The 25,922-nt window shown below is 73.5% G+C and carries 23 protein-coding genes; 8 read left to right on the top strand and 15 right to left on the bottom strand.

The genetic code is table 11. From position 1 onward, the window contains the following. Nucleotides 1–26: 26 nt before the first annotated feature. Together rlmB and cysS are read right to left on the bottom strand one after the other, a co-directional pair. Nucleotides 27–1,148, bottom strand: a complete 1,122-nt coding sequence (gene rlmB / locus F8279_RS05755) for a 23S rRNA (guanosine(2251)-2'-O)-methyltransferase RlmB (RefSeq protein WP_091425593.1) — start codon at nt 1,146–1,148, stop codon at nt 27–29. Continuing rightward, complete coding sequence (gene cysS / locus F8279_RS05750; protein WP_151499319.1) at nt 1,148–2,563, bottom strand: cysteine--tRNA ligase; 1,416 nt, start codon at nt 2,561–2,563, stop codon at nt 1,148–1,150. Before cysS ends, rlmB begins: the two co-directional genes overlap by 1 nt. Nucleotides 2,564–2,626: 63 nt before the next feature. On the opposite strand from cysS, the gene F8279_RS05745 reads away from it, so the two are divergent. Continuing rightward, nucleotides 2,627–3,274: an IclR family transcriptional regulator gene (locus F8279_RS05745; protein ID WP_091425597.1), complete on the top strand. Its 648-nt coding sequence runs from the start codon at nt 2,627–2,629 to the stop codon at nt 3,272–3,274. Nucleotides 3,275–3,395: 121 nt separating this feature from the next. Then, nucleotides 3,396–4,517: a hypothetical protein gene (locus F8279_RS05740; RefSeq protein ID WP_192580638.1), complete on the top strand. Its 1,122-nt coding sequence runs from the start codon at nt 3,396–3,398 to the stop codon at nt 4,515–4,517. Here F8279_RS05740 and F8279_RS05735 read toward each other — a convergent pair. Further along, nucleotides 4,514–5,212: an HAD family hydrolase gene (locus F8279_RS05735; protein WP_151499318.1), complete on the bottom strand. Its 699-nt coding sequence runs from the start codon at nt 5,210–5,212 to the stop codon at nt 4,514–4,516. The genes F8279_RS05740 and F8279_RS05735 overlap by 4 nt on opposite strands. Continuing rightward, nucleotides 5,209–6,165, bottom strand: coding sequence for a DMT family transporter (locus F8279_RS05730; RefSeq protein WP_091425602.1), 957 nt, complete (start codon nt 6,163–6,165; stop codon nt 5,209–5,211). Before F8279_RS05730 ends, F8279_RS05735 begins: the two co-directional genes overlap by 4 nt. A gap of 72 nt (nt 6,166–6,237) precedes the next feature. On the opposite strand from F8279_RS05730, the gene F8279_RS05725 reads away from it, so the two are divergent. Continuing rightward, entirely contained in the window at nt 6,238–6,783 is a 546-nt protein-coding gene (locus tag F8279_RS05725) for a CGNR zinc finger domain-containing protein (protein ID WP_091425604.1), read from the top strand. Here the strand turns inward: F8279_RS05725 and F8279_RS05720 are convergent. From F8279_RS05720 to F8279_RS05695, 6 genes are all read right to left on the bottom strand, one after another. Continuing rightward, entirely contained in the window at nt 6,747–7,346 is a 600-nt protein-coding gene (locus F8279_RS05720) for a GNAT family N-acetyltransferase (protein ID WP_091425607.1), read from the bottom strand. The genes F8279_RS05725 and F8279_RS05720 overlap by 37 nt on opposite strands. Before the next feature lie 54 nt (nt 7,347–7,400). Continuing rightward, nucleotides 7,401–8,810 (bottom strand): class II fumarate hydratase, encoded by a 1,410-nt coding sequence (locus F8279_RS05715; RefSeq protein WP_175438833.1) that lies wholly within the window; start codon nt 8,808–8,810, stop codon nt 7,401–7,403. 44 nt (nt 8,811–8,854) lie between these two features. Beyond that, entirely contained in the window at nt 8,855–11,830 is a 2,976-nt protein-coding gene (locus F8279_RS05710) for an AfsR/SARP family transcriptional regulator (RefSeq protein ID WP_091425609.1), read from the bottom strand. Nucleotides 11,831–12,079: 249 nt separating this feature from the next. Next, nucleotides 12,080–13,747: a fumarate hydratase gene (locus F8279_RS05705; RefSeq protein WP_091425612.1), complete on the bottom strand. Its 1,668-nt coding sequence runs from the start codon at nt 13,745–13,747 to the stop codon at nt 12,080–12,082. Between the two features lie 76 nt (nt 13,748–13,823). Continuing rightward, nucleotides 13,824–15,260, bottom strand: a complete 1,437-nt coding sequence (locus F8279_RS05700) for a PQQ-binding-like beta-propeller repeat protein (RefSeq protein WP_091425615.1) — start codon at nt 15,258–15,260, stop codon at nt 13,824–13,826. A 72-nt stretch (nt 15,261–15,332) separates the two neighbouring features. Next, entirely contained in the window at nt 15,333–15,827 is a 495-nt protein-coding gene (locus F8279_RS05695; protein WP_091425618.1) for an Lrp/AsnC family transcriptional regulator, read from the bottom strand. A gap of 140 nt (nt 15,828–15,967) precedes the next feature. On the opposite strand from F8279_RS05695, the gene hppD reads away from it, so the two are divergent. Genes hppD through hisC form a run of 4 tightly spaced genes read left to right on the top strand, consistent with a single transcriptional unit; the run spans nt 15,968 to nt 20,024 of the window. After that, nucleotides 15,968–17,173: a 4-hydroxyphenylpyruvate dioxygenase gene (gene hppD / locus F8279_RS05690; protein ID WP_071097563.1), complete on the top strand. Its 1,206-nt coding sequence runs from the start codon at nt 15,968–15,970 to the stop codon at nt 17,171–17,173. 10 nt (nt 17,174–17,183) lie between these two features. Continuing rightward, nucleotides 17,184–17,840, top strand: a complete 657-nt coding sequence (locus F8279_RS05685) for an RDD family protein (protein ID WP_151499317.1) — start codon at nt 17,184–17,186, stop codon at nt 17,838–17,840. Between the two features lie 55 nt (nt 17,841–17,895). After that, the gene (locus F8279_RS05680) at nt 17,896–18,924 is read left to right on the top strand and encodes an RDD family protein (protein WP_091425624.1); all 1,029 of its coding nucleotides are present in this window, start codon (nt 17,896–17,898) and stop codon (nt 18,922–18,924) included. Then, on the top strand, nt 18,921–20,024 hold the full coding sequence (gene hisC, locus F8279_RS05675) for a histidinol-phosphate transaminase (RefSeq protein ID WP_151499316.1): 1,104 nt from the start codon (nt 18,921–18,923) through the stop codon (nt 20,022–20,024). Before F8279_RS05680 ends, hisC begins: the two co-directional genes overlap by 4 nt. Nucleotides 20,025–20,145: 121 nt before the next feature. Here hisC and F8279_RS05670 read toward each other — a convergent pair whose 3' ends face one another. The 5 genes from F8279_RS05670 to F8279_RS05650 all read right to left on the bottom strand — a co-directional run bounded on the left by F8279_RS05670 (nt 20,146) and on the right by F8279_RS05650 (nt 24,627). Further along, nucleotides 20,146–21,399, bottom strand: a complete 1,254-nt coding sequence (locus F8279_RS05670) for a PQQ-binding-like beta-propeller repeat protein (RefSeq protein WP_151499315.1) — start codon at nt 21,397–21,399, stop codon at nt 20,146–20,148. Nucleotides 21,400–21,466: 67 nt separating this feature from the next. Beyond that, nucleotides 21,467–21,949 carry an SRPBCC family protein gene (locus tag F8279_RS05665; protein WP_091425632.1) on the bottom strand — a complete coding sequence of 161 codons (483 nt, stop codon included), beginning with the start codon at nt 21,947–21,949 and terminating at the stop codon, nt 21,467–21,469. Nucleotides 21,950–22,063: 114 nt separating this feature from the next. Beyond that, nucleotides 22,064–22,273: a DUF397 domain-containing protein gene (locus F8279_RS05660; RefSeq protein ID WP_091425635.1), complete on the bottom strand. Its 210-nt coding sequence runs from the start codon at nt 22,271–22,273 to the stop codon at nt 22,064–22,066. A 177-nt stretch (nt 22,274–22,450) separates the two neighbouring features. Next, on the bottom strand, nt 22,451–23,650 hold the full coding sequence (fahA, locus tag F8279_RS05655) for a fumarylacetoacetase (protein ID WP_151499340.1): 1,200 nt from the start codon (nt 23,648–23,650) through the stop codon (nt 22,451–22,453). A gap of 110 nt (nt 23,651–23,760) precedes the next feature. Beyond that, nucleotides 23,761–24,627, bottom strand: a complete 867-nt coding sequence (locus F8279_RS05650; RefSeq protein WP_192580637.1) for a hypothetical protein — start codon at nt 24,625–24,627, stop codon at nt 23,761–23,763. 94 nt (nt 24,628–24,721) lie between these two features. On the opposite strand from F8279_RS05650, the gene F8279_RS05645 reads away from it, so the two are divergent. Next, complete coding sequence (locus F8279_RS05645) at nt 24,722–25,888, top strand: homogentisate 1,2-dioxygenase (RefSeq protein WP_151499314.1); 1,167 nt, start codon at nt 24,722–24,724, stop codon at nt 25,886–25,888. Nucleotides 25,889–25,922 lie beyond the last annotated feature (34 nt).

Below are 25,922 nucleotides of genomic sequence, written 5' to 3'. Positions count from 1 at the left end.
GGACCGCCCCTTTTTCGTGCTCTCGATCAGACCTCGACGGACCGGCGGCGGGCCACCTCGGCCAGCGTGACCGCAGCGGCGACGCTGGCGTTGAGCGACTCCACGTCGGAGACCATCGGGATGCTGACGGTCAGGTCGCAGGTCTCCCCGACCAGGCGGGACAGCCCGCGCCCCTCCGAGCCGACCACCACGACGAGCGGGCCGACGGCGGCCTCCAGGTCGTACAGGTCGGTCTGCCCGTCGGCGTCGAGGCCGACCACGACGAAGCCGGCGTCCTTGCATGCCTTGAGCGACCGGGTCAGGTTGGTGACCTGGGCGACGGGCACGCGCGCGGCCGCGCCGGCGCTGGTCCGCCAGGCGGTCGCGGTGATCCCGGCGGCACGCCGTTCGGGTACGAAGACACCCTGCGCGCCGAACGCGGCGGCCGACCGGATGACGGCGCCGAGGTTGCGCGGGTCGGTGACCCCGTCCAGCGCGACCAGCAGCGGAGCGGCCTGCTCCAGCGCGGCGGCGACCAGGTCGTCGAACGGCTCGTAGGCGAACGGCGGCACCTGGAGGCCGACGCCCTGGTGCAGCACGCCACCGGTCATCCGGTCCAGCTCGGCGCGGCTGACCTCCAGGATCGCGATGCCGCGGTCGGCGGCGGTACGGATGATCTCCTTGACCCGGTCGTCGACGTCGATGCCCTGCGCGGTGTAGAGCGCGGTGGCGGGCACCTGGGTGCGCAGCGACTCCAGCACCGGGTTGCGCCCGACCAGCAGCTCCGGGCTGTCCTTCGCCGGGTTGGCCTTGCGGCCCGGCGCGACCCGGGGCCCGGACCGGCCGCCGGTCGGCTTGCCGCCCCGGCCCTTCGTCGTAGGCGTGCCTCGGCCACCGCCCTTGCCCCAGGTGGTGTCCTTGGTGCCGGGCTGACCGATCTTGGGCGAGCGGCCCTCCTCGGCGGCGGCGCGGCGCTCCTTGTCCTGCTTCCAGGCGGTGCGCTGGGGCAGCTTCTCGGTGCCCGAGTACGCCTTGTGCCACGGCCGCTCGTCGGCGGGCAGCGTGCGACCCCGCCCGGCGAGCGAGTCCTTGTTCTTGCCTCCGGTGCCCTTGGGGGCGCCCGCCTTCGGCGTCAGTCGCCGGCCACGGCGCTGCGAGTTGCCGGCCATCAGTCCTGCTCTCCAATAGTCCAACGCGGGCCCTGGGGGGTGTCCTCGACGACCACGCCTGCCTGCTTGAGCTGGTCGCGTACGGCGTCGGCGGCAGCCCAGTCCTTGCGGCTGCGGGCCTGCGCGCGCTGCTCCAGGGCCAGCGCGATCAGGGAGTCCACCACGCCGCGCAGGTCGTCCGTGCGGCCGCCGCCGGTCCAGGCCGGGTCCAGGGGGTCGACGCCGAGGATATCCAGCATCGCCCGGGTGGCGGCCAGCGTCGTGCGGACGGTCACATCGTCGCCGGCGGTGAGCGCGGTGTTGCCGTCGCGGACCACCTCGTGCAGCGCCGCCAGCGCCGCCGACGTGTTGAGGTCGTCGTCCATCGCGGCCGCGAAACCGGCCGGCAGGTCGCCGGGCCGGCCCGGGCCGACCCGCTCGGTCGCCCGCTGGACGAAGCCCTCGATCCGCCGGTACGCCACGGCGGCCTCGCGCAGCGCGTCCTCGGAGTAGTCGATGCGGGACCGGTAGTGCGCGGCCACGTAGTAGTAGCGCAGCTCCACCGGGCGGACCCCGAGCGAGGCCACGTAGTCGAGGTCGAGCGTGTTGCCGAGCGACTTGCCCATCTTGGTGCCGCCGATGCCGAGCAGGCCGTGGTGCACCCAGTAGCGGGCGAACGGCAGGTCGGCGGCCTGCGACTGGGCGATCTCGTTCTCGTGGTGCGGGAACGTCAGGTCGAGCCCGCCGCCGTGGATGTCGAACTCGGGGCCGAGGTAGCGCCAGCACATGGCCGAGCACTCGATGTGCCAGCCGGGCCGGCCGCGGCCCCACGGCGACGGCCAGTAGGCGTCGGCCGGTTCGCCCGGCTTGGCGCCCTTCCAGAGCGCGAAGTCACGCGGGTCGCGCTTGCCCCGGTCGGGGGCGTCGCCGGCGGGCTGCATGTCCGCCGGGGACTGGCCGGACAGTGAGCCGTACGCGGGCCAGGAGGCCACGTCGAAGTAGACGTCGCCGGAGCCGTCGGTGGCCGGGTAGGCGTGGCCGGTCTCGATCAGCCGCGCGATCAGCTCGTGCATCTCCGGGATGTGCCCGGTGGCCCGCGGCTCGTACGTGGGCGGAAGCACGTTGAGCGACAGGTAGGAGGCGGTGAGGATCTGCTCGTTCGCGTACGCGATCGACCAGAACGGCCGGTCCTGCTCCATCGCCTTGGCCAGGACCTTGTCGTCGATGTCGGTCAGGTTGCGGATGAACGTGACCTCGAAGCCCTTGCTCAGCAGCCAGCGGCGCAGCACGTCGTAGTTGACGCCGGAGCGAAGGTGGCCGATGTGCGGCGGGGCCTGGAGCGTGAGACCACACAGGTAGACCCCCACCTTGCCGGCTTCCCGCGGGACGAAGTCCCGCACCGATCGGGTGGCGGTGTCATACAGGCGTAGCGTCACCTCACAAGGGTAGCCGTCCGCACATTTCCGGGTTGGCCGGAGCCGGGTCGTACGCTGCGTGCTGTGGACACGGCGGCGCGCACGGGAGAGACGGCACAGACCCTGGACCGGGGTCTGCGGCTGCTGCACCTGGTCGCGGACGCGCCGGGCGGCCTGACGGTCACCGAGGCGGCGCACCGGCTGGGCATCGGCCGGGCGGCCGTCTACCGGCTGGTCGGCGCGCTGACCGGCCACGGGATGCTCCGGCGCGACGGCGAGGGCCGCCTGCGGATCGGCGTGGGCGTGCTGCACCTGGCCCGCCGCGCCCAGCCGCTGCTGGCCGAGGGGGCGCTGCCCGCGCTGCGCCGGCTCGCCGAGGGCACCGGGGCGACCGCCCACCTGACAGTCGTCGAGGGCGGCGAGGGGGTCGCGCTCGCGGTGGTCGAGCCGAGCTGGACGTCGTTCCACGTGGCGTACCGGACCGGCACCCGGCACCCGCTGGAGCGGGGCGCCGCCGGCCGGGCGGTACTGGCCGGGCGGGCCGGCGATCCGGGGCCGGTGACCACCAGCGGCGAGCTTCAGTCAGGTGCGTACGGGGTGGCCGCGCCGGTGCTCGGTGTACCGGGCCTGGAGGGCAGCGTCGGGGTGGTGTCGCTGACCCCGCTCGACGTGGCGGACGTCGGCGCCCAGGTCACTGCCGCCGCCGAGGCGGTCGCCGCCGCGCTCTGCTGAACCGGGGGCACTAGCACACCGGCGGGCCGCTCGGGGGTTGTCCACAGGGCGCGGCGGGCGGCACGGCCGCGGCTGTCCACAGGGGTACCGATCTTCACCCGTGCGCCGTCACGCTCGTCCCATGCCACCTCATCCTCACCGACCGCCGGAGCTGGCCTGGCAGGTGTTCCGGGGCTCGGAAGCGATCCGGCGCGGGCTGCTGTCCCGGCATCATCTGCGGGGCGCGTCCTGGGTCCGGCTCCGGCAGGACGTGTACGCCGACGCGCGGCTCGACCGCGACCACGCGCTGGCCTGCCGCGCGGCCCTGCTGCGCATGCCGCAGGGCACGGTGATCGCCGGGCCGTCGGCGGCCTACCTGCACGGAGTCGAGCACGCCGCCGGGTTCACCGACGACGTGCACGTCCTGCTGCCGGCCATGGTCCGGGCCGACTCGCAGCCGGGTGTCCGGGTGCACCACGCCCCCGTGTCGAGCACGCGCAGCGGGCTCCTGGTCCCCGTCGGCGCCGCCGCACCCGCGCGAACGAGCCCACCCGCCGGCACGAGGTTCCCCGTCCCGGCACCGCCGACGGCGGGCCGCCCATCGGGCCGGACCAGGCCGCCGGATCCGGCCGACCACCGCGCCCGGCCCGGACCGCCCGGCCCGGCCGTCCCGCCGGCCTCAGCCCTGGCATCGAATCCGTCACCCCTCGGCGCGGCGATGATCCCGGCCGGGCCGCCGCCGCGCACCGAGCCGGTCTCCTGTGCCTGGGAGACGGCGGTCTGGGCCGATCCCGTGAAGGCGGTCGGCATCGTCGACGGGCTGCTGCGTGCCGGCTCGGTGAGCCGCTCGGCACTGGCGAGCGAGGCGGCCCGGAACGCCTGTCGCCCCGGTGGCCGGCGGGCGGCGTGGGTGTTCGGCCTGACCGACGGGCTGGCCCGGTCCCCGGCCGAGTCCCACCTGCGGGTACGCCTCGTCTTCGCCGGCCTGCCACGCCCGGTGGCCCGCCATCCGGTACGCGTGTCGGCCGGCCGGATCCTGCATCCCGATCTGGCCTGGCCGGAGTTCCGGGTCGCCGTCGAGTACGACGATCGGCCGCACTCCGACGGGGCGCACAGCGACCGGCGGCGGCTCGACCAGCTCGTCGAGGCCGGCTGGCTGGTGTCGCACGTGACCGGCCGTCGCCTGCGCAAGGAGTTCCCCGGCATGGTGCGGGAGATCCGCGCCGCTCTGGTGGCCCGGGGATGGCAGCCGGGCCGCAACTAGGCGTTCGCGCTTGTCAGGGTGGTGAGCACCGCCGACAGTCCGGCGATTGTGGACACCTCGGCGTCCGGTTCGAGGCCGCGCGGACGGGGCAGTCCGGCCCGGTTGAGCCAGACGGCACGCAGTCCGGCCCGCTGCGCGGCGACCACGTCGTGCTCCGGCGAGTCACCCACGTGGACGATCTGCTCGGCCGGCAGTCCGGTCGCCGCCACCACCGCCGCGAAGAACTCCGGCGCCGGCTTCTTGGGCAGGCCGCCCTCGTGCGCGTACACCTCGAAGGCGAACTGTCCGGCGAGGCCGCAGCGTTCGGCGCGGCTGTTGCCGTTCGTCGCGAAGCCCAGCACGTGGTGCGGGCGCAGCGCCGACAGCGCGGGCAGCACGTCCGGGAAGGGGCGGCTCAGCGCGTACCGGCGGTCGAAGAACAAGGTCGCGAACTCGTCCAGGTCCGCCTCCAGCCCGGCTCGGGCCAGCGAACGGGCCAGGGCGGCCCGCCGCACCTCCTGCACGGGGGCGGCGCTGAGCGCGCCGAAGACCGCACCCCAGTCCCCCTCCAGGTCCGCGAGCACCACTCCGGCCGCCGCCGGGGTCCGCCGCCGCATCTCATCGAGTACGGCGACGAGCGCGCCGGTGACCGCCGGGCGCAGGTCGACGAGCGTCTCGTCGGCGTCGAAGACGACGGCGCCGCGCGGCCCGCTCATCGGTCGCCGGCCAGCACCGGCTCGGCCGGCGCAGACGCCGACGGGGTGCCCCGCAGTTCGTCCGCCCGGACCAGGGCGACGCCGCCGAGGATGAGCACGCCGCCGGCCAGCTGGATCAGGCTGGGCAGTTCGTCGAGCACCAGCCAGGCGATCAGCACCGCGAACATCACCTCGGTCAGCCCCACGAAGGAGGACAGCCGCGCCCCGAGCAGCCGGGTGCCCGCGACACCGGCCAGGTACGCGACCACGGCGGCGATCAGCGACAGCCCGGCGATCGGCACCAGCCAGCTCACCCGGTGCCCGCCGAAGGTGACGTCGGCGGTGCCGGCGGCGAGCGGCAGCGCTCCGATGCCGCCGAGCAGCAGCAGCGCCAGCGCGCCGACGGCCATGCCGCCGCTGGCCATCACCACCGAGGGCAGGCCCGCGTCGATCCGGCCGGCGATGACGAAGTATCCGGCCAGCCCGACGCCCGCGCCGAGGCCCCAGAGCACGCCCACCGGGTCGAGCCGCCCGGCGCCGGTGAGGTCGAGGACGAGCACAAGCCCGCACAGGGCGGTGACCGAGCCGGCCACTGTGAGCAGCCGGGGGCGCTGCCCGTGGACCAGCCACATCCATCCCACCACGAGCACGATGCCGAGGTATTCCAGCAGGAGCGCCACGCCGACCGGGAGGTAGCGCACCGCGTTGAAGAAGCACGCCTGCGCGGTGGCCACGCCGAGCAGCCCGAACAGCACCACGCTCACCGCGTTGCGGCGCAGCACCGCCCACCTGCCGCGCAGTGCCAGCACGGCCGGGACGGCGAGCACCAGCGCGGCGATGCCGACCCGGGCGATCACCACCGCGACCGCCGACCACTCGCCGGTGATCAGCGGGCGGGCGAAGGTGCCCGAGGTGGCGAACGTGATCGCGGAGAGCAGTGCCAGGCCGAGCCCGGCGCCGGACCGTTCACGCATCGGGAGCTCCTGGTCATGAGTGAAGGGAGGTTATGCTGATGACGCTAGGCGCAGCCTCCGACAGGAGTCAAGTTGCTTTTCGCTCATGACACCGAATGCGCGCTGGTCGCCGCCGCCGCGCTGGTGAACACCGTCGGCGACCCGGACGGGCTGCCCGACGTGGCAGCCCTGGACGCCTTCTTCGCCACCCACGGGTGGAGCGGCCGGCACGAGCACACCGACGCCGAACTGCGCCAGGTCCGCGCGCTGCGGCCCCGGCTGCGCCGCATCTGGTACGCCGACACCGACGAGGTGGTGGCGATCGTCAACGGGCTGCTGCGCGAGTCGCACGCGCTGCCGCAGCTCGTCCGGCACGACGACGAGCCGTACCACGTGCACGCCGTGCCGCAGGACGCGCCGCTGGCGACCCGGATGGCGGTCGAGGCCGCGATGGCGATGGCCGACCTGGTCCGGATGGGCGAGCTGAGCCGGCTGCGGCACTGCGACCACCCCGACTGCGACAACGTGCTGGTCGACCTGTCCCGGAACCGGTCCCGCCGGTTCTGCGAAGCCGGGTGCGGCAACCGGGCCGCGGTGAGCGCCTACCGGGCCCGCAGGGCCGCCGCGTCCCACTCCTGACGGGTCGCGGGCCAGGCGTCGCGGCGCAGCTCGTACTCCACCTCGCCGTGCTCCGTACCCGGGATCGGGTCGTCGAAGGCGAGGTGGAACGTACGGACGTAGCGCAACCCCGCGCGGGCCATGACCGCGCGGGAGCGGTCGTTCACCGCCATCGTCTGTGCCCACACCCGGCGGACGCCGACCGTGTCGAACGCGTGCCGCACCAGCGCCCGCGCGCCCTCGGTAGCAAGCCCGTGTCCCCACGTCGCGCGGCGCAGCCGGTAGCCCAGCTCCGCCTCGGCGCCGTCGTCGGACGGGTCGAGCGAGTGCCAGCCCAGGAACTCGCCGGTGAACCGGTCGAGCGTCGCCCAGCGGCCGAGGCCGGGGTGCAGGGCGTACTGCGCGAGCACCCGGGGCAGCACCTCGTCCCGGTACGTCCCGGCCGGGGTCGGCGCGCCGCCGGTCAGGAAGCGCATGACCTCCGGGTCGGCGTCCAGCGCAACCAGCCGGTCCGCGTCGTCCATCGTGAACCGGCGCAGCGTCAGCCGCGCGGTCTCCAGCAACACGCCGCCGTCGTCACGCACGGTCGGATCATGCCGCGCCCAGCGTGAGGGGTCGAGGCAATTACCGGCGCCGGCTCAGGGGTGGGTCATCCGCAGCAGGTCCAGCGCCTCGTCCAGCTGGGTCTCGGTGAGCTTGCCCGAGTCGACGTGACCCCGGGAGATCACCACCTCGCGGATGGACACCTGCTTGGCCAGCGCCTCCTTGGCGATCGATGCGGCCTCGTCGTACCCGAGGTGGCGGTTGAGCGGGGTGACGATCGACGGCGAGCCCTCCGCGTACGCCAGGCAGACCTCGGCGTCCGCGACCAGGCCGGCCACCAGCCGCTCGGCGAACAGCCGGCTGGACGCGGCGATCAGCTTGATCGACTCCAGCAGGTTGCGGCCCATCACCGGGAGCATCACGTTCAGCTCGAAGTCGCCCTGCGACCCGGCGAACGCCACCGCCGCGTCGTTCCCGATCACCTGGGCGCAGACCTGCCGCATCGCCTCGGCCACCACCGGGTTCACCTTGCCCGGCATGATCGAAGACCCCGGCTGGAGATCCGGGATGCGCAGCTCACGCAGCCCGGCGCGCGGACCGGAGCCCATCCAGCGCACGTCGTTGGCGATCTTGTAGAGGCCGACCGCGACGGTTCGGAGCTGCCCGGATGTCTCCACGAGCGCGTCCCGGGCGCCCTGCGCCTCGAAGTGGTTGCGCGCCTCGGTCAGCGGCAGGCCGGTCGACTCCCGCAGCTTGCCGATCACCCGGTCGGCGAAGCCCAGCGGCGTGTTGATGCCGGTGCCCACAGCGGTGCCGCCCAGCGGCAGCTCGGCCAGCCGGGGCAGCGCCGACTCCAGCCGCTCGACGCCGTAACGCACCTGCGCGGCGTAGCCGCCGAACTCCTGCCCGAGCGTGACCGGCGTGGCGTCCATCAGGTGGGTACGCCCCGCCTTGACCACCGTCTCGAACTCGGCCGCCTTCTCCTCCAGCGCGCCCGCGAGCTGCTTCAGCGACGGGATCAGATCCTCCACCACGAACTGTGTGGCGGCCAGGTGGATCGAGGTGGGGAACACGTCGTTGCTGGACTGTGACGCGTTGACGTGGTCGTTCGGGTGCACGTCGCGGCCCAGCTCCCGGCCGGCCAGCGTGGCGATCACCTCGTTGGTGTTCATGTTGGACGACGTGCCGGAACCGGTCTGGAACACGTCCACCGGGAACTGGTCGTCGTAGCCGCCCTCGGCCACGTGCGCGGCGGCGGTGGCGATCGCCTGCGCCACGTCCGCGTCGATCACCCCGAGCTCACCGTTGACCAGGGCCGCCGCACCCTTGATCTGCGCCAGGGCCTTGATCTGGGCCGGTTCCAGCCCGCGCCCGGAGATCGGGAAGTTCTGCACCGCACGCTGGGTCTGCGCCCGCCACAGCGCCTCGGCGGGCACCTCCACCTCGCCCATCGAGTCGCGTTCGATCCGGTAGCCGGTCGCCTCTGGAGTCGTCACGCGTTCCATCCTGCCGCGCAACCGGGCGGTGTGCAGGGAAAGTGGCGCGGCCCTCAGCCCAGCTCGGCGAGCAGCCTCTCGGTCTCCCGCCGGTCCGGCGACTCGACCTGGCGGAACAGCGCCAGCGCCCGCCCGGCGTACCGGCGGGCCTGGTCGGAGTCGGCGTGGCGCAGGCAGCGGGCGAGGCCGTCCAGGGCCCGGGCCTGCTCGTAGCGCAGACTCAGTCGCGTGGCGTCGTCCAGCACCCGGCGGTGCAGGTCGATCGCGGCGTCGACATCGCCCAGATCGTGCAGGGCGCGGGCCAGGAGGTTCCGGGAGGCGCACTGCCCGATCCGGTCCCCCGCGTCGGTCATCGCGATCAGGGCGGCCCGGTGCCGGGCGGCGGCCTCGGCCGGGCGGCCCGCCTCACGCTCCATCATGCCGATCTCGTTGAGGATCTCCCCCTCCCCGAACCGGTTCGCGGTGGTCCGCTTCAGGTGCAGCGCCGCCCGGAGCAACCGGCGGGCCGGCCCGGTCTGGCCCAGGCGGTGCCGAATCATGCCGAGGTGGCCGAGCGCGTTCGAGGTGTGCCGCGGGTCCCCCGCCACCCGCGCCAGGAGGACGTGCCGGCGGGCCGCTTCGAGGGCCAGGTCGTACCGGCCACGGAACAGCTCGGCGATCGACAACATGCTGAACAGGCTGGAGATGGTCGCCGCGTCGTCCGGGTAGCGGCTGATCCGCAGCGCCTCGTCGACGTACCTGATGCAGCGCTCCGCGTCGTCGGTCCCGAAACACACCGCGGCGAGGTTGCAGAGCGCCTGGACCTGCTCCCGGCGCAGACCGAGCCGGCGGTACCTGTCGACGCCCGCCTCCAGGAACCGGATCGCCTCCGGAAAGTCCCCCAGCCGGAACTTCGCCGAGGCGAGGTAGTTCATGGTGATGGCCACTGCTTCCTCGTCCCCCGACCCGGTGGCGGCGCGCAGCGCCACCTCGTGCGTCTCGACCAGTTCGTCGAGGTGGCCACCGACGAAGTTGGACCACCAGCACGCCCGGGTCAGCTGCCAGCAGTACGCCGAGAGGCCCTCCGACTCGGCCAGGTGCACCAGCCCGACGAGAGCCGCCCGGTTCTCGTCGAACCAGGACTGACCCGGCCTGTCCCGGACCGGCAGCAGGTCGGGACGCCGCGGCGGCGGGAAGGCGACCTGGCTCAGCGCGCCCTGCTTCGTCTCGGCGACGATCGCCAGACCGACCGCCACCTGAAGGTGATGGTCGAGCAGGTGGGCCACCGCCGTCCGGCGCTCGGCCGGGCGCTCGGTCTCGGCCAGCAACCGGCGCGCGTACTCCCGGAGCAGGTCGTGGAGGCGGTACCGGCCCGGCGCGGTCTCCTCGGCCAGGTGCACGTCCACCAGCTCGTCCAGCAGCTCCTGCGCCTCCGGCAGTGGCACGTCGGCGAGCGCCGCCGCCACCCGGTTGTCGAACCGTACGCCGGGGTGGAGCCCGAGCAGCCGGAACAGCCGCCGGGCCGGCGCCGAGACCTGCGCGTACGAGAGCGTGAAGGCGTGCCCGACGGAGCGCTCGCCGACCGCCAGCTCGGCCAGTGAATCCTGCGCCTCGGCCAGCCGCCGCGCCAGGTCGGCGACCCGCCAGTGCGGGCGGTGCGCGAGCCGGGAACCGGCCAGCCGGATGGCGAGCGGCAGATGACCGCACCGCCGGGCCACCTCGGCGGCGGCCGCCGGCTCGGCGCCGACCCGGTCGGCGCCGACGATCCGGCCGAGCAGTTCGACGGCCTCGTCCGGGTCCAGGACGGGCAGCGAGTGTGGACGCCCCTCGTCGAGGCCGGCCAGCCGGCGACGGCTGGTCACCAGCACGAGACTGTCCGGACCGCTGGGCAGCAGCGCCGCGGCCTGGGCGGCGCTCGCCGCGTTGTCGAGCACCACCACGGCCCGCCGGTCCGCCAGCTCGGAGCGCCACATCGCCAGCCGGTCCTCCGCGTCGACCGGCACCCGCTCGGCGGGCACGCCGAGCTGTCGCAGCAGGGTGGCCGCGGCCGCCGCGGGGGTCAGTGGGCTGCGCTCGCTGTAGCCGTGCAGGTCTATGAAGAGTTCCGCGTCGGGGAACCGCTCGCGCAACGCGGTCGCGACCTGGACGGCGAGGGTGGTCTTGCCGCTGCCGGCCATGCCGTCGATCAGGTACAGCCGCGTCCCCTCCTCGACGATGTCCTTGACCAGCCGCGCCATGGTCTGCTGACGGCCGGTGAAGTCCCGGATGGCCCGGGGCAGCGTGCGTACCGGTGCCGCGGGGCGCGGGCCGGCCGCCTCGTCACCGGCCAGTACGCGCTGGTGCAGTTCCTGCAACGCCGTGCCGGGCTCGATGCCCAGTTCCTCGGCGTAGATCCGGCGGCCGTCCCGGTAGACGGCCAGTGCGTCCGCCTGCCGGCCGACCGCCGCGAGGGCCAGCATCAGCTGCCCCCGCAGCCGTTCCCGCAGCGGGTTGTTCTCGACCGCCTCGGTGAGCTCGTCGACCAGTTCGGTCCCCCGGCGCAGCCGCAGCTCGACGTCGACGCAGTCCTCCAGTACCGCGAGCCGTTGCTCGTCGAGCGCCTGGGCCCGCAGCCGCACCAGCCGGGCCGGGATACCGGTGAGCGCCGGACCGCGCCACAGCGCCAGGGCGGCCCGGTAGTGGCGGCGGGCCTCGGCCGGCCGGCCGGCGGCCGCCTCGGCGCGGGCCGTCTCCACGGCACGGGCGAACATGTCGGCGTCGAGGTCGTCCGGCTCGATCCGGATGCCGTAGCCCGCCGGGTCGGTGACGATCGTGTCGGCCGGCAGCCCGAGCGCAGCGAACCGCTGCCGCAGTCTCGACACGCAGATCTGGAGCTGGGTCCGCGCGGTCGCCGGGGGACGGTCCTCCCAGACGGCGTCGACCAGATCCTCCACCGGCACCACCCGGCCGGGGCGCAGCAACAGCATGGCGAGCACGGTGCGATCCCGGCCCGCGGTGACGGTGGCTTCGCCGCCGCCGACCCGCAAGGGCCCCAAGATCCCGAATCGCATCCGCGCCCCCGCCTGCCGCCATGCAACTTCCAGCAGCGTAGCCCGGCGGTCACCGAGCGGCGCGACGAGGCGATAGCGATCCGATAGCGACGGCACCCAGACTCGTCACGGGTTGTCGGTGACGGCATCCGACGGGGGCGGTGCGCCTGCCCGGCCACTCGGCCGGACAGGCGCACCGATGTCGATGCACGACGGACACACCGAGGGGCGCCCGGGACATTCCCGGGCGCCCCTCGCGTACGTCTGACGTCAGCGCCGGCCGACGGTGAGCACCGGCTTGGTGACCTCGGCGAAGAAGTCGTTGCCCTTGTCGTCGACGACGATGAAGGCAGGGAAGTCCTCCACCTCGATCTTCCAGACCGCCTCCATGCCCAGCTCGGCGTATTCGAGCACCTCGACGTGCTTGATGCAGTCCTGCGCCAGCCGGGCGGCCGGACCGCCGATCGAGCCGAGGTAGAAGCCGCCGTGCGCCTGGCAGGAGCGGGTGACCTGGGCGGACCGGTTGCCCTTGGCCAGCATCACCATCGAGCCGCCGGCCGCCTGGAACTTCTCCACGTACGCGTCCATCCGGCCCGCGGTGGTGGGGCCGAACGAGCCGGAGGCGTAGCCCTCGGGGGTCTTGGCCGGCCCGGCGTAGTAGACGGCGTGGTCGCGCAGGTACTGCGGCATCGGCTCGCCCGCGTCCAGCCGCTCGGCGATCTTCGCGTGCGCGATGTCCCGGGCGACGACGAGCGGGCCGGTCAGGGACAGCCGGGTCTTCACCGGGTACTTCGACAGCTCGGCCCGGATCTCGTCCATCGGCCGGTTCAGGTCGACGCGGACGACCTCCTCGGTCTCCAGCGACTCGTCGGTCACGTCGGGCAGGAACCGCGCCGGGTCGGTTTCGAGTCGCTCCAGCCAGACGCCCGAGGGGGTGATCTTCGCCACCGCCTGCCGGTCGGCCGAGCAGGAGACAGCGATCGCCACCGGGCAGGAGGCGCCGTGCCGTGGCAGCCGGACCACCCGCACGTCGTGGCAGAAGTAGCGCCCGCCGAACTGCGCGCCGATGCCGAAGTTGCGGGTCAGCTCCAGCACCTCGGCCTCCAGCTCCAGGTCACGGAAGCCGTGCGCGCTCATCGAGCCCTCGGTGGGCAGCGCGTCGAGGTACTTCGCGGAGGCGTACTTCGCGGTCTTCAGCGCGTACTCGGCGGAGGTGCCGCCGATGACGATCGCCAGGTGGTAGGGCGGGCAGGCGGCGGTGCCGATGAGCCGCAGCTTCTCCTCCAGGAACTGCATCATCCGCGTGGGGTTCAGCAGCGCCTTGGTCTCCTGGTAGAGGTAGGACTTGTTGGCCGAGCCGCCACCCTTGGCCATGAACAGGAACTTGTACGCGTCGGCGTGGCCGTCCGGGTCCTCGGCGTACAGCTCCACCTGGGCGGGCAGGTTGCTGCCGGTGTTCCGCTCGTCCCACATGGTCAGCGGGGCGAGCTGCGAGTAGCGCAGGTTGAGCCGGGTGTACGCCTGGTAGACGCCGCGCGAGATCGCCTCCGCGTCGGTGCCGTCGGTGAGCACGTGCCGGCCGCGCTTGCCCATCACGATCGCGGTGCCGGTGTCCTGGCACATCGGCAACACGCCGCCGGCCGCGATGTTGGCGTTGCGCAGCAGGTCGAGCGCGACGAAGCGGTCGTTCGGCGAGGCCGCCGGGTCGTCGATGATCGAGCGGAGCTGAGCCAGGTGGGCCGGGCGCAGGAAGTGGGCGATGTCGTGCATCGCCTCCGCCGTCAGCGCGGTCAGCGCGCCCGGATCCACGGTGAGGAACCGGCGGCCTCCCGGGCCGTTGACGACGTCCACCCCCTCGTCGGTGACCAGGCGGTATTCGGTCTGGTCGGGACCGGTCGGCAGCAGGGGTGCGTACGAGAAGGCGGCGGCACTGCTCATGACCGAAAAGCCTAGGGCAGAGCCGTCGATCGGTGACACCCGCAGGTGGGTCGTGGGACGACGCTCTCACCCGCTGTCACTTGCCGCCGGCGCAGAGTTCGTTCTTCGGCCCACAACTTCCCTGGTCGCTCGGCGGGCGCCAGCTGCCTCCCGGGTCCGGCGCCACCGGCGCGCCGTCCTGGTCCGGCCCCGGCGCCTCACCCGTGCCGGCGCCCCAGCGGACGTACCCGATCTCCCGCCCCTCGCCGATGATCATGCCGTTCGGGCCGACCGCCAGCGCGTTCGCCGAGGTACGCAGCTCGACCAGCACCCGGCCCTCCCGCGGCTGGACAGCGATCAGCCGGGACGGCTTCTCCTCGCTGATCACCGCCGCGTACGGGGTGAGGGCCGCACCGTTCTTGCCGCCCGCCGGCCGGGTCCAGCGGGTCCGGTCGGCCGACAGTTCCCGACCGAGCAGCGAGCCCTTGTCGGCGCTGCGCACCACTGTGTAGCGGTCGTCCACGGCGAGCAGCTTCTCGCCGTCCGCGCCGACCTGGAGCAGCCGGCCGTCGTACCCGTCGAGCACCGCTTCCCGGCCGTCGGGGGCGACCCCGATGATCACGTTGCGCCCGCCCTGCGGATCCTCCCGCTGCACGCAACCGGCGTAGTCGGCGGTGCGCAGGTTGATCCCGGTACGCCGCCACACCTGCTGACCGGTGGCCGGGTCCACGGCGGTCACCGCGTAGTAGCAGCTCCCGTCGCGGGAGGTGGCCGCGATCCGCAGCAGCCGGCCGCCGACCACTGCGAGCCGTTCCTCCCGGCCGGGCTGGACGTTCTGGAGCACCCGGCCGGTCGCGGTGTCCACCACGTGCACCCGGCCGTCGACCGGGAAGCCGAGAAGCGGCGGTACGGACTCCGGCCCGGCCACCCCGCCGTCGATCCGGGTGGCGCCGAGCCTCCGGGTGCCGAGCAGTTCCGGGTTGTCGGCGAGCACGCCGCTGTGCACGCCGGGCAGGAACGCGCTCCACAGCGGAGCGGTGCCGCGCGGCTCCCAGGCGCGCAGCGTGCAGTCGGTGGCCTGCACGCAGTACGCGTCCAGCAGCAGGTTCCGGTAGGTCCAGACGGCGATCGCGCGGTCGTCGCGCCGGCGGGTCACGCCGCTGACCGGGTCGAGCACCTCGTACCCCTTGTCGAGCAGCCGGCCCACGGCGACGACCGACTCCCGGCCGCTGCCCGCTACCGCCGACCAGTCGGCCTTGCGCTCCCACAGCCGGCCGCCGTCGGCGAGGTTGCGCGCCTCGATGCGGGTGCGCTGCTCGACGATCACGGTGTCGCCGGCGATGGTGACGCTGCGCGGCGTGCCGCCGACGCGCTGCTGCCAGACCACGTCGGGCTCGGAGATCGGCTTGCTGCGGTCGACCCAGTCCCACAGCGCCGGGAAGGGGTTCCAGACGCCTGTCGCGGCGAGTACGACCACGGTGACGAGCCCGAGCAGCAACCAGCCGCGTACCCCTAGGCCCTTCACACCGCACACGGTAGCGACGATCACCGGTCCCCCGGGCCGCGTGCGGTGCGTGTCGCGGCGCTTCTTGGGTGGTCCGGGGTGTTAAGGGCCGCCGCGGGCGGCGGAGCGGACGAGCGGCAGCGTCCGGTACGGGATCTGCTCGGCCAGCGCGATGATGGTGGAGGCGCGCCGGATGCCCTCCGAGGCGACGATCTGGTCGATGACCCGCTGGAGGTCGGTGTTCGACCGGGCGACGATCCGGCAGAGCAGGTCGCTGGAGCCGGTGATGGTGTGCGCCTCCAGCACCTCGGGGATCGCGGCCAGGTGTGCGGTGACCTGGTCGTGGCCGTGCCGCTGGCTGATCTCCAGCGTGACGAAGCTGGTCACCCCGAAGCCGATCGCGGCGGGGGTGATGTCCGGACCGAACCCGGTCACGACACCCCGGCCGACGAGCTTGTCGAGCCGGGCCTGGACCGTGCCGCGGGCGACGCCGAGCCGCCGGGAGCATTCCAGCACGCCGATCCGGGGTTCCTCCGCCAGCAGTTCGATCAAGCGCGCGTCCAGCTCGTCGAGCTGTACATCCTGACCAGTGTTCATGGTGTACCACGGTACCGAATGCACAACCTGACCAGGAATTACGTCAACTGTTGCCCAACTCACTGTGGCCCGTAGATCCTCGCCGGAAGAGCACATCCACGGCGGCCCGCGAGGCCGGCCGGTACGCGAGGGAGGCCACCATGACCCAGGCGATCGACCGACCCCAGTCGACCGAGGAGGTCGACGTCGACGCTCTCGTCGGCGCAGTCGACCACGACATCACCCGCGACCCGTTCCCGGTCAAGGGCATGGACCACGTCCACTTCCTGGTGGGCAACGCCAAGCAGGCCGCGCACTACTACTCCACCGCGTTCGGCATGACGTGTGTGGCGTACCGGGGGCCGGAGCAGGGCTACCGGGACCACGCGCAGTACGTGCTGACCAGCGGTTCCGCCCGCTTCGTGCTGACCGGCGCGGTACGCCCGGACGCCGACGGCGCCGAGCACGTGGCGAAGCACAGCGACGGCGTCTCCGACATCGCGCTGGAGGTGCCGGACGTGGACGCCGCGTACGCGCACGCCGTGGCGCAGGGCGCGACCGGCCTGGTCGAGCCGCACGACGTCAGCGACGAGCACGGCACCGTCCGGATGGCGTCCATCGCCGCGTACGGCGACACCCGGCACAGCCTGGTCGACCGGTCCCGCTACACCGGCCCGTTCCTGCCCGGGTTCGTGGCCCGCGGCCCGATCGTGGACCGGCAGCCGATGATCGACGCCGGCATCCAGCCGAAGCGGTTCTTCCAGGCGGTCGACCACGTGGTCGGCAACGTGGAGCTGGGCCGGATGGACGAGTGGGTCGAGTTCTACAAGCGCGTCATGGGCTTCTCGAACATGGCGGAGTTCATCGGCGACGACATCGCCACCGACTACTCGGCGCTGATGAGCAAGGTCGTCGCCAACGGCACCCGCAAGGTGAAGTTCCCGCTCAACGAGCCGGCCGTGGCCCGCAAGAAGTCGCAGATCGACGAGTACCTGGAGTTCTACCAGGGCCCCGGCGCCCAGCACATCGCCGTGGCCACCAACGACATCCTGGCCAGCGTGGACGCCATGCGCGCGGCGGGCGTCGAGTTCCTGGACACCCCGGACTCGTACTACGAGGACCCGGAGCTGCGCGCCCGCATCGGCAACGTCCGGGTGCCGATCGAGGAGCTTCAGTCCCGCAAGATCCTGGTCGACCGGGACGAGGACGGCTACCTGCTCCAGATCTTCACCAAGCCGGTGCAGGACCGCCCCACCGTCTTCTTCGAGCTGATCGAGCGGCACGGCTCGCTCGGCTTCGGCAAGGGCAACTTCAAGGCCCTGTTCGAGGCGATCGAGCGCGAGCAGGAGAAGCGCGGGAACCTGTAACACTGTCCGCGTGACCCAGCCTCCTCCGAACCCGACGCCGCCGCTCGCCGGACATCCACCCGCGGGCGGCGGCTTCGCGCCGCCCGGCGGACCGGCGGTGCCCGCGCAGCACGTTCCTCCGGGGTACGCCCCGAGGCCCGTCCCGCCTCCGGTGGCGCCGAACGGGCAGCCGCTGGCGGGCTTCGGCGACCGGCTGCTCGCCTACCTGATCGACACCGCCGTCGCCATGGCGGTGATGATGGTGCTGTTCGTGCCGGTGTTCTTCCTCGTCTTCTTCCGGATGATCGACGAGATGGAGCAGGCCGGCCCGAACGGCCCCGACCCGGTCGACGTCTGGACCAGCGTGTTCCTGCCGCTGCTCGCCGCCGAGCTCGGTGTCCTGCTGCTGATGCTCGCCTTCTACTGGGTCTACCACGTCGAATTCGCCCGCCGGACCGGGCAGACGTTCGGCAAGAAGGTGATGAAGCTGCGGATCGTGCCGGTGCAGACGGACGCCGCGCTGACCCGGGGCATGCTCGGCAAGCGCTGGCTCGTCGAGTTCGCCGGTGGGATGTTCGTGCCGTTCCTCAACTACCTCGACGGTTTCTGGCAACTGTGGGACAAGCCCTGGCAGCAGTGCCTCCACGACAAGTTCGCCGGGACGGTCGTCGTTAAGGTTGGCCCGTGAGCGCGAGGAGTGAGCCGGGCCTGCGAGCCCCGCAGTCGGGAACTAGGACGGCATCGTGAGTTTGGAACCCGGCTGGTACGTCGACCCCGCCGACACGGAGACCCGCAGGTGGTGGGACGGCGAGGGCTGGATCGGCGCGCCGATCCCGGTCGACGTCACCCCGCCCGACGGCCCGCCGCCCGCCGAACCCGAGCCCGCGCCGGTCACCGCGACGCCCGCCGCCGACCAGCCGGCCGCCGGGACCGGCGGCCGCCCCGACGCGACCCCGACGCCCGGCACGCCCGGCGGGCCGAGCCCCTGGCCGGGCCAGCCGGGGCAGTCCGGCCAGGCCGGCCCGTGGCCGGGTCAGCCGGGACAGCCGGGACAGCCGAACCCCTGGCCGGGACAGCCCGGACAGCCGGGGCAGGCCGGGCAGGCCGGGCAGGGAATGCAGGGACCGCCGCCCGGCTGGCCGTACCCGCACTGGCCGGGCGCGCAGCCGATCCCGCGTCCGCACGGACTGCCGCTGGCGTCGTACGGCGCCCGGCTGGTCGCGCGCCTGATCGACCTGGGCATCGTGTTCCTGCTCAACGCCGTGGTCAACGGCTGGTTCGTCTGGCGCTACATCGAGGCCGTCTCCCCGTACCTGCGTGAATCGGTGCGCCGGGCGCTCAACGGCGACACGTCCACCGAGGGGCTGCCCCAGATCGACGACCAGGCCGGCGGCCTCCAGATCGCCATCCTCGTGATCGCCACCGCGCTCTGGTACGCGTACGAGGTGCCGTCGATGGCGGCGCGCGGTCAGACCTTCGGCAAGCGGCTGATGGGCGTACGCGCGCTGCCGGTCGAGGCGGACCAGCCGCTCGGCTTCGGCCGGGCCACCCGGCGCTGGAGCACGCTCGGCCTGCCGACGCTGCTCTGGTACTGCTGCGGGCTGGGTCTGCTGCTCCAGCTCATCGACGCGATCTCACCCCTGTTCGACCAACCGCTGCGCCAGGCCCTGCACGACAAGCGGGCGCAGACGGTGGTGGTCCAGCTCCCCCGCAAGCGTGACACCAGTACCGCCCCGCCCGAGAGCGCCGACACCCCGGGAGACACCCCATGACCGAGACCGGACGTCACCAGCCTGCGCTGCGGCTCACCCGCGCCGACCTGGACGCGCTGCCCAACTATGTGCCCGGCCGCAGTCCGGCCGACCTGGCCCGCGAGCTGGGCCTGGCCGAGGCGATCAAGCTGGCCAGCAACGAGGTGCCGTACGGCCCGCTGCCGGGCGTGGTGGAGGCGGTCGCCGAGGCGGTCGCCGGTTCGCACCGCTACCCGGACATGGGCGTGGTGGCGCTGCGCCAGGCGCTCGCCGAGCGGTACGGCGTGGACGCCGACCGGATTGCCACCGGCTGCGGTTCGGTGGCACTGGCCGAGCACCTGGTACGCGCCACCTGCCTGCCCGGTGACGAGCTGCTCTACTCGTGGCGCTCCTTCGAGGCGTACCCGATCATCGCGGCGACCAGCGGCGCGACGAGCGTGCGGGTGCCGAACGACGCCGGCCACGGTCACGACCTTGCCGCGATGGCGGCGGCGGTGACCGACCGGACCCGGATGGTCCTGGTCTGCAACCCGAACAACCCCACCGGTACGGCGGTGCGCCGGGCCGAGCTGGACCGCTTCCTCGACGCGATGCCGGACGACGTGCTCGTGGTGATCGACGAGGCGTACCGGGAGTTCGTCACCGACCCGGAGGTGCCGGACGGCCTGACCTACCTGGACCGGCCGAACGTGGTGGTGCTGCGCACGCTGTCCAAGGCGTGGGGCCTGGCCGGCCTGCGGATCGGCTGGCTGGTCGCGGCACCGGAGGTGGCAGCCGCCGTACGTAAGGTCGTCACCCCGTTCTCCACCAGCATGGCCGCCCAGGCCGGCGCGCTGGCCGCGCTGGCGCAGGCCGACGAGGTGGAGCGGCGCTGCGCGCTGGTCGTGGCCGAGCGGGACCGGGTCACCGAGGCGCTGCGCAAGTTCGTGCCGGACGTGCCGGACAGCCAGGCCAACTTCGTCTGGCTGCCGCTGGGCGAGCGGGCGGTGGAGTTCGGCCGGGCGTGCGAGGCACGCGGCGTGATCGTCCGGCCGTTCGCGGGCGACGGCGTCCGGGTCACCATCGGCACCCCGGCCGAGAACGACGCGTTCCTGGCCGCCGCCGAGGCCGCGCTGGCCTGACCGGGCGCGCCTGGCGCCGGTCCGTCAACCCCCTACGGACCGGCGCCGGGCGTCTTCGTCCGACCGATCAGACAAGAGGACTATAGGTGCTTTTGTCCGTTTCTCGGCTTGACTCGCCAGATCAGGTCACGGCGAGCAGCACCGGTTCGGCCATCAGGAAGTAGCCCTGGTCGTCGTCCTCCGCAGCGGCGCTCTCCCGCAGCCGTTCCACAGCGACGTAGCCGTCCACCGCGTACGCCCGGCCCGGCCGCCAGCCGATCCCGTCCCGTCCCAGGTCGAGCACGAAACTGGACCGGGTCGTGCCGGTGAGCGGGTCGACGGTGACCAGTTCCCGCCGGTCGGTCAGCAGGTGCACCCGTCCCGGCTCGGTCGCGAGCACCCGGGCCGGGTGGATGTCCGCCCGGCGCCACAACTCCTCGCCGGTACGCGCCGAGCGCCCGACCACCACCGGGCCGGACGTGTCCACCGCCCGCTCGCCGTCCAGCACCGTGTCCGGGTGGTCCAGGCCCGGCGCGGCGGCCGGCTCGCCCGGGTCGGTCACCAGCCAGCCCCGGCTGCCCGCGCCGTCCGGCCCGGCGGTACGCAACCCGCGGCAACCGGAGTGCCCGTCCCGGCAGCCCACCGGCGTGACGACGAGCCGCTCCGGCGCGTCCGGCGGCCGCCAGCGGGTCCGCACCACACCGGTCGCCGCGTCCCGCAGCTCGACCGCGGCCGGGCCGTCGCAGCGGTCGACGCCGGCCAGCTCACCACTGGCGGTCGTGCCCACGTCGGACCGGCAGTCCCGGGCCACGTCGGCGTGCCAGAGCCGGCGGCCGTCGGCGAGGTCGTAGCCGCCGAGCCCGCCCGGACCGGTCGCGAGCAGCACGGTCCGCCCCTCGGCAGTGCGCGCCACGTGCAGCCCGGCCGGATCCCAGACCGTGGCGGCGAAGGTACGTCGCGGCTCCGGGACCGACCCCGGCTGCGGGCCGTCGGCCCGCCAGACCACCCGGCCGGTACGCGCGTCGAGCGCCACCAGCCTCCCGTCGGACCAGCGGCTGACCACTGTGGTCCCCTCGGCGAGCACTCCGACCAGCGTCGCCGGCCAGCGACGGAAGGACCAGAACGGGGTGACCCGGTGCCGCCCGGTGACCGGCTGGTCCGCGTACACCTGACGGGTGCCCGCGTAGACGCGGAGCCGGCCGTCCACGACGAGCGGCGCCACCGGCAGCCGCGCGAGCACCCCGGCGGTCGGCGCGGGCGCCGCCGGGTAGGGCTTCCGGGCTGCGGTGTCGACCTCGGCGGGCGCCAGCACCCGGACGACCACGGCGACCGACGCCGCGACGGCGAGCACCGCCACCAGCGCCATCACGGCCCGCCGCCTCGCGGCCTTCGCCATCCGTCACCTCCGCCCCGGCACCCTACCGGCCGCGTGCGGGCCGGGTACGGGGAGCGGCCGGGTCGGCTCAGGCGGCCTCGGTGGATCGGGCGGTACCGGCGGCCAGCGCCAGGTCGGCCAGGTCACGCCGGAGCGCGCTCTCGACCGCGCGGGCGGCCAGGCCGCCGAGGATCAGGGCCAGCACCCGCCCGTACGCCCGGGTCGGCACCGCCTCCTGCTCGACAGTGACCTCGGTGCAGCCGCGTCGCCGACGCTCGACGGTGCGCAGCGTCCAGGTGATCCGGTAGTCCGCGCCGGCGCCGCGCGACCCGAGCACGAGGCGGCCGGGCGCGACCGCCTCGATCACCTCGAACTCCTCCGGTTCGGTGCCGCCGTCCGGCCGGACGCGGGTCTCCCGCCACACGCTGCCCGGTCCGAACCCGTCGGCGCCGAGGACCTCGACCGCGTCCACCGCCGAGAGCCAGTCGGCGCGGGCCGGGAGGTCGGTGAGCAGCCGCCAGAGGTCGGCGTCCTGCGCTTCGATGAATGCGGAAACCGTCACCGTCGACATGGCCCCACCTCCCGTGTCGTACACGGTACGGGGCGTGACCGGAAACGGGGAGCCTCCCGGTGACATTTCCATCACCGGTGCCCCGGCCGGGGCACCGGTGTGGTGCGCGAGCGGTCAGCCGCCGAACGCGCCGCCCCGCAGCGCGGTGACGAACGCGGCCCAGCCCGGCGGGCTCACCGCGAGCGCCGGCCCCTCCGGGTCCTTCGAGTCGCGTACGCCCACCACGCCGTGCGCGGCGACCACGTTCGTGGCCACCTCGACGCAGAGACCCTGATCGTTCGAGCGGCTGCTGGTGCGCCAGACGGCACCGGTCAACTCGGTCATGCTCGGTCCTTCCTGTTCGGCTTCCGCGGGTACGCCCCCCGCCCCGGCACCACCGGCGGCTCCGGTTCGACCGGGAGCCGCCGTCCGGGACGTACGTGATCCGGAGCGATCAACGCCGAAGGAAACGGCCCCGGTCGCACATCAGGTGCGACCGGGGCCGGTTCGGAAGGTCGGATGTCAGCGGGCCGGGAGGATCGTCCCGGTGACCTCGCCCAACGCGACGGTGGTGCCGTCCGGTCCGGGCGCGGTGGCGGTGATCGTCACCGTGTCGCCGTCCTCCAGGAACGTCCGCTCGCTGCCGTCGGCGAACTTGACCGGCTCGGACCCGCCCCAGGTCAGCTCCAGGAACGATCCGACCTGGCCGCGCTCCGGGCCGGAGACGGTGCCGGAGGCGTAGAGGTCGCCGGTACGCAGCGATGCGCCGTTGACGGTGAGGTGCGCGAGCTGCTGGGCCGGGGTCCAGTACATGCCGGCGAACGGCGGCTCGGCGACCCGCTCGCCGTTCCACTCGACCGACAGCGTCAGGTCCAGCCCGAGGTGCGGGGTGTCGCGCAGGTAGTCCTGCACCGGCGGGTCCTGGTCCGGCGCGGGCACGAACGCGTCGGCCAGCGCCTCCAGCGGGGTCACCCACGCCGAGACGGAGGTGGCGAACGACTTGCCGAGGAACGGTCCGAGCGGCTGGTACTCCCACGCCTGGATGTCCCGGGCCGACCAGTCGTTGACGAGCACCACGCCGAAGACGTGGTCGGCGAAGTCGGCCACCGGCACCCGCTCGCCGAGCCGGCTCGGCACGCCCACCACGAAGCCCACCTCGGCCTCGATGTCCAGCCGGACCGAGGCGCCGGTGGTGGGGCCCTGCGCGCTGGCCCGCTGGCCGGTCGGGCGGATCACCGGCGTGCCGGAGACGACCACCGTGCCGGCCCGGCCGTGGTAGCCGATCGGCACGTGCTTCCAGTTCGGCAGCAGCGGCGGCTGCCCGGGCCGGAAGATCTGCCCGACGTTCGAGGCGTGGTGCTCGGAGGAGTAGAAGTCGACGTAGTCGGCCACCTCGAACGGCAGCGCCATCTCGACCTCGCGCAGCGGCACCAGCAGCGGCTCGACCGCCGCCCGGTGCTCCGGCTCGGTGAGCAGCTCGACAAGCCGCTGCCGGACCGCCGTCCACTGCGGGCGGCCGAGCGCCATGAAGGCGTTGAGCGCCGGCTCACCGAGCGCGCCGCCGGCCAGCACCAGACCGGCCGCCTCCGCGCCCGCGAGGTCCAGCGCGAAGTCACCGATGCGGACACCGACGCGCGGCTCGCCCTCGCCGTGCCGGAACACGCCGTACGGCAGGTTCGTCACCCCGTACGGCGACCCCGCCACACCCGGAACCCAGGTCATGCCGTGCCGACTGGGCATGCCCTCACGGCCCTCGCTCCGCTCGGTGCGTTCGCTCATGCCGTACCCGCCGGGCATGCCCTCACGGCCCTCGCTCCGCTCGGTGCGTTCGCTCATGCCTCGTAGCCTCCGTTCACCAGCCCCAGCCGGATCAGATCGGTAAGTGGTTCGGCGATGCTGCACGAGCCGTACCCGACCCACAGCGGGCGCTCGGCGTCGCGGTGCGCCCGGACCGGCTCGACCACGCGTACCGGGTCGGTGGCGGCGAGCAGCTCGGCCACGCCGTCCACCTCCGTGCCCCCGACGGCGGCGAGCGTGGCGCCCAGCACGTTGACGAAACCGTGGTGGTTGAAGCCGGTCTCCGGGTCGCGGTGCCGGATCGCGTGGTGCAGCCCGGCGGTGAGCTTGAACGGCAGCTTACGGTCCCGGCACGCGCAGATCACCGCGGCCAGCTCGACCGGGGTGGGGAACAGCTCGGCGGCGAGCCCGCCGGTACGGAACTTGGCCGCCACCGGCAGCCCGCCGGCGCGCGCCTCGGCGAGCGTGTCGAGCGCGCCCATCAGCCCGAAGGTCAGCGGGACCTCCGCGTACACGGCCGCGCCGTCGAGCCGGTCGGAGAGCGCGAGCAGCTCGGCCAGCCCTGGTTGCGGGTCCTCGCCGCGCTTGGCGACCGGCGCCTCGATCTGCCGGGCGGTCATCCCGTCCGGCACGAGCGCTTCCAGCGCCTGCGGGAGCTGGTCCAGGCCGGTGTCGCCGATCAGCCCGATCACCAGGCCCTCGGCCGGGTCCACCAGGCCGCTCAGCGACCCGCGCTGGATCTCCGAGGCGGGCAGCAGCAGCGGGCCGACCATGTCGGCGTACCAGGCGGCGCGGTGGGTGCGGTGCGCGGTCACCGCGTCGGGCAGCGCGGCGTTGCCGGGCGGGAAGACCGCGGCGTCGTCCACCAGGCCGGAGAGGAGGCGGGGCACCTGCGTTGACACGAGACAAGAATGTACGGGACGCTACGAGGAACGGACAACAGCGTCCGATTATCGGACGCTACCGGCCGGAGAACGGGACATATCGGGAGGCGAGATGCCGTACTACCGCAGCGTCGGCGACGTGCCGCGCAAGCGCCACACCCAGTTCCGCCAGCCCGACGGCACGCTCTACGCGGAGGAACTGGTCGGCCAGGAGGGCTTCTCCTCCGACTCGTCGCTGCTCTACCACCGGCACGCGCCGACCGCGATCCTCGCCGCCGAGGAGTACGCCCCGCCCACCGTCACCCGCGTGCCGAACCTGCCGCTCAAACCGCGCCACCTGCGCACACACAAGCTCGACGGCGCCGGCGCGGACCCGGTGCTCGGCCGGCAGTACCTGCTCGCCAACGACGACGTACGGATCGCGTACGTGCTCGCCGATCGCCCGTCGCCGCTGTTCCGCGACGCCACCGGCGACCACTGCCTCTATCTGGAGTCGGGCACCCTGCGGGTCGAGTCGCCGTTCGGCGTGCTCGACGCGGTGGCCGGCGACTACGTCGTCATCCCCACCTCGACCATCCACCGCCTGGTGCCCACCGGCGACGAGCCGACCCGCCTGCTCGCCGTCGAGGCCGCCGGCCACATCGGCCCGCCCAAGCGCTACCTCTCCGTACGCGGGCAGTTCCTGGAGCACGCGCCCTACTGCGAGCGCGACGTCCGGGGACCGGACACCCCGCTGCTGGTCGACGGCGAGGAGGTGGAGGTGCTGGTCAGGCACCGCCGCGGATGGACGAGGTACGTCTACGCCAACCACCCGTTCGACGTGGTGGGCTGGGACGGGCACATGTACCCGTGGGCGTTCTCCATCCACGACTTCGAGCCGATCACCGGGCGCATCCACCAGCCGCCGCCGGTCCACCAGACGTTCCAGGGCCCGAACTTCGTGATCTGCTCGTTCGTGCCCCGCAAGGTGGACTATCACCCGGCCGCCATCCCGGTGCCGTACAACCACCACAACGTCGACTCCGACGAGATGCTGTTCTACACCGGCGGCAACTACGAGGCCCGGCGCGGCTCCGGCATCGAGCAGGGTTCGATCTCGCTGCACCCGTCCGGCTTCACCCACGGCCCGCAGCCGGGCGCGGCCGAGCGGTCGATCGGTGCGGAGTTCTTCGACGAGCTGGCGGTCATGGTGGACACGTTCCGCCCGCTCGACCTCTGCGACGCGGCCGCCGTCTGCGAGGACGACGGCTACGCCTGGACCTGGGCGCGCAAGTCCTGACGTACGCGAGAAGGGGCCGCGCCCGGCACGGACG

Origin of the sequence: Micromonospora sp. AMSO1212t (genome assembly GCF_008868145.1) — a bacterium.
GTDB lineage: Bacteria > Actinomycetota > Actinomycetes > Mycobacteriales > Micromonosporaceae > Micromonospora > Micromonospora tulbaghiae.
Note: the sequence above shows the minus strand (reverse complement) of the source record. Positions and strands in the feature narration are given on the sequence as shown.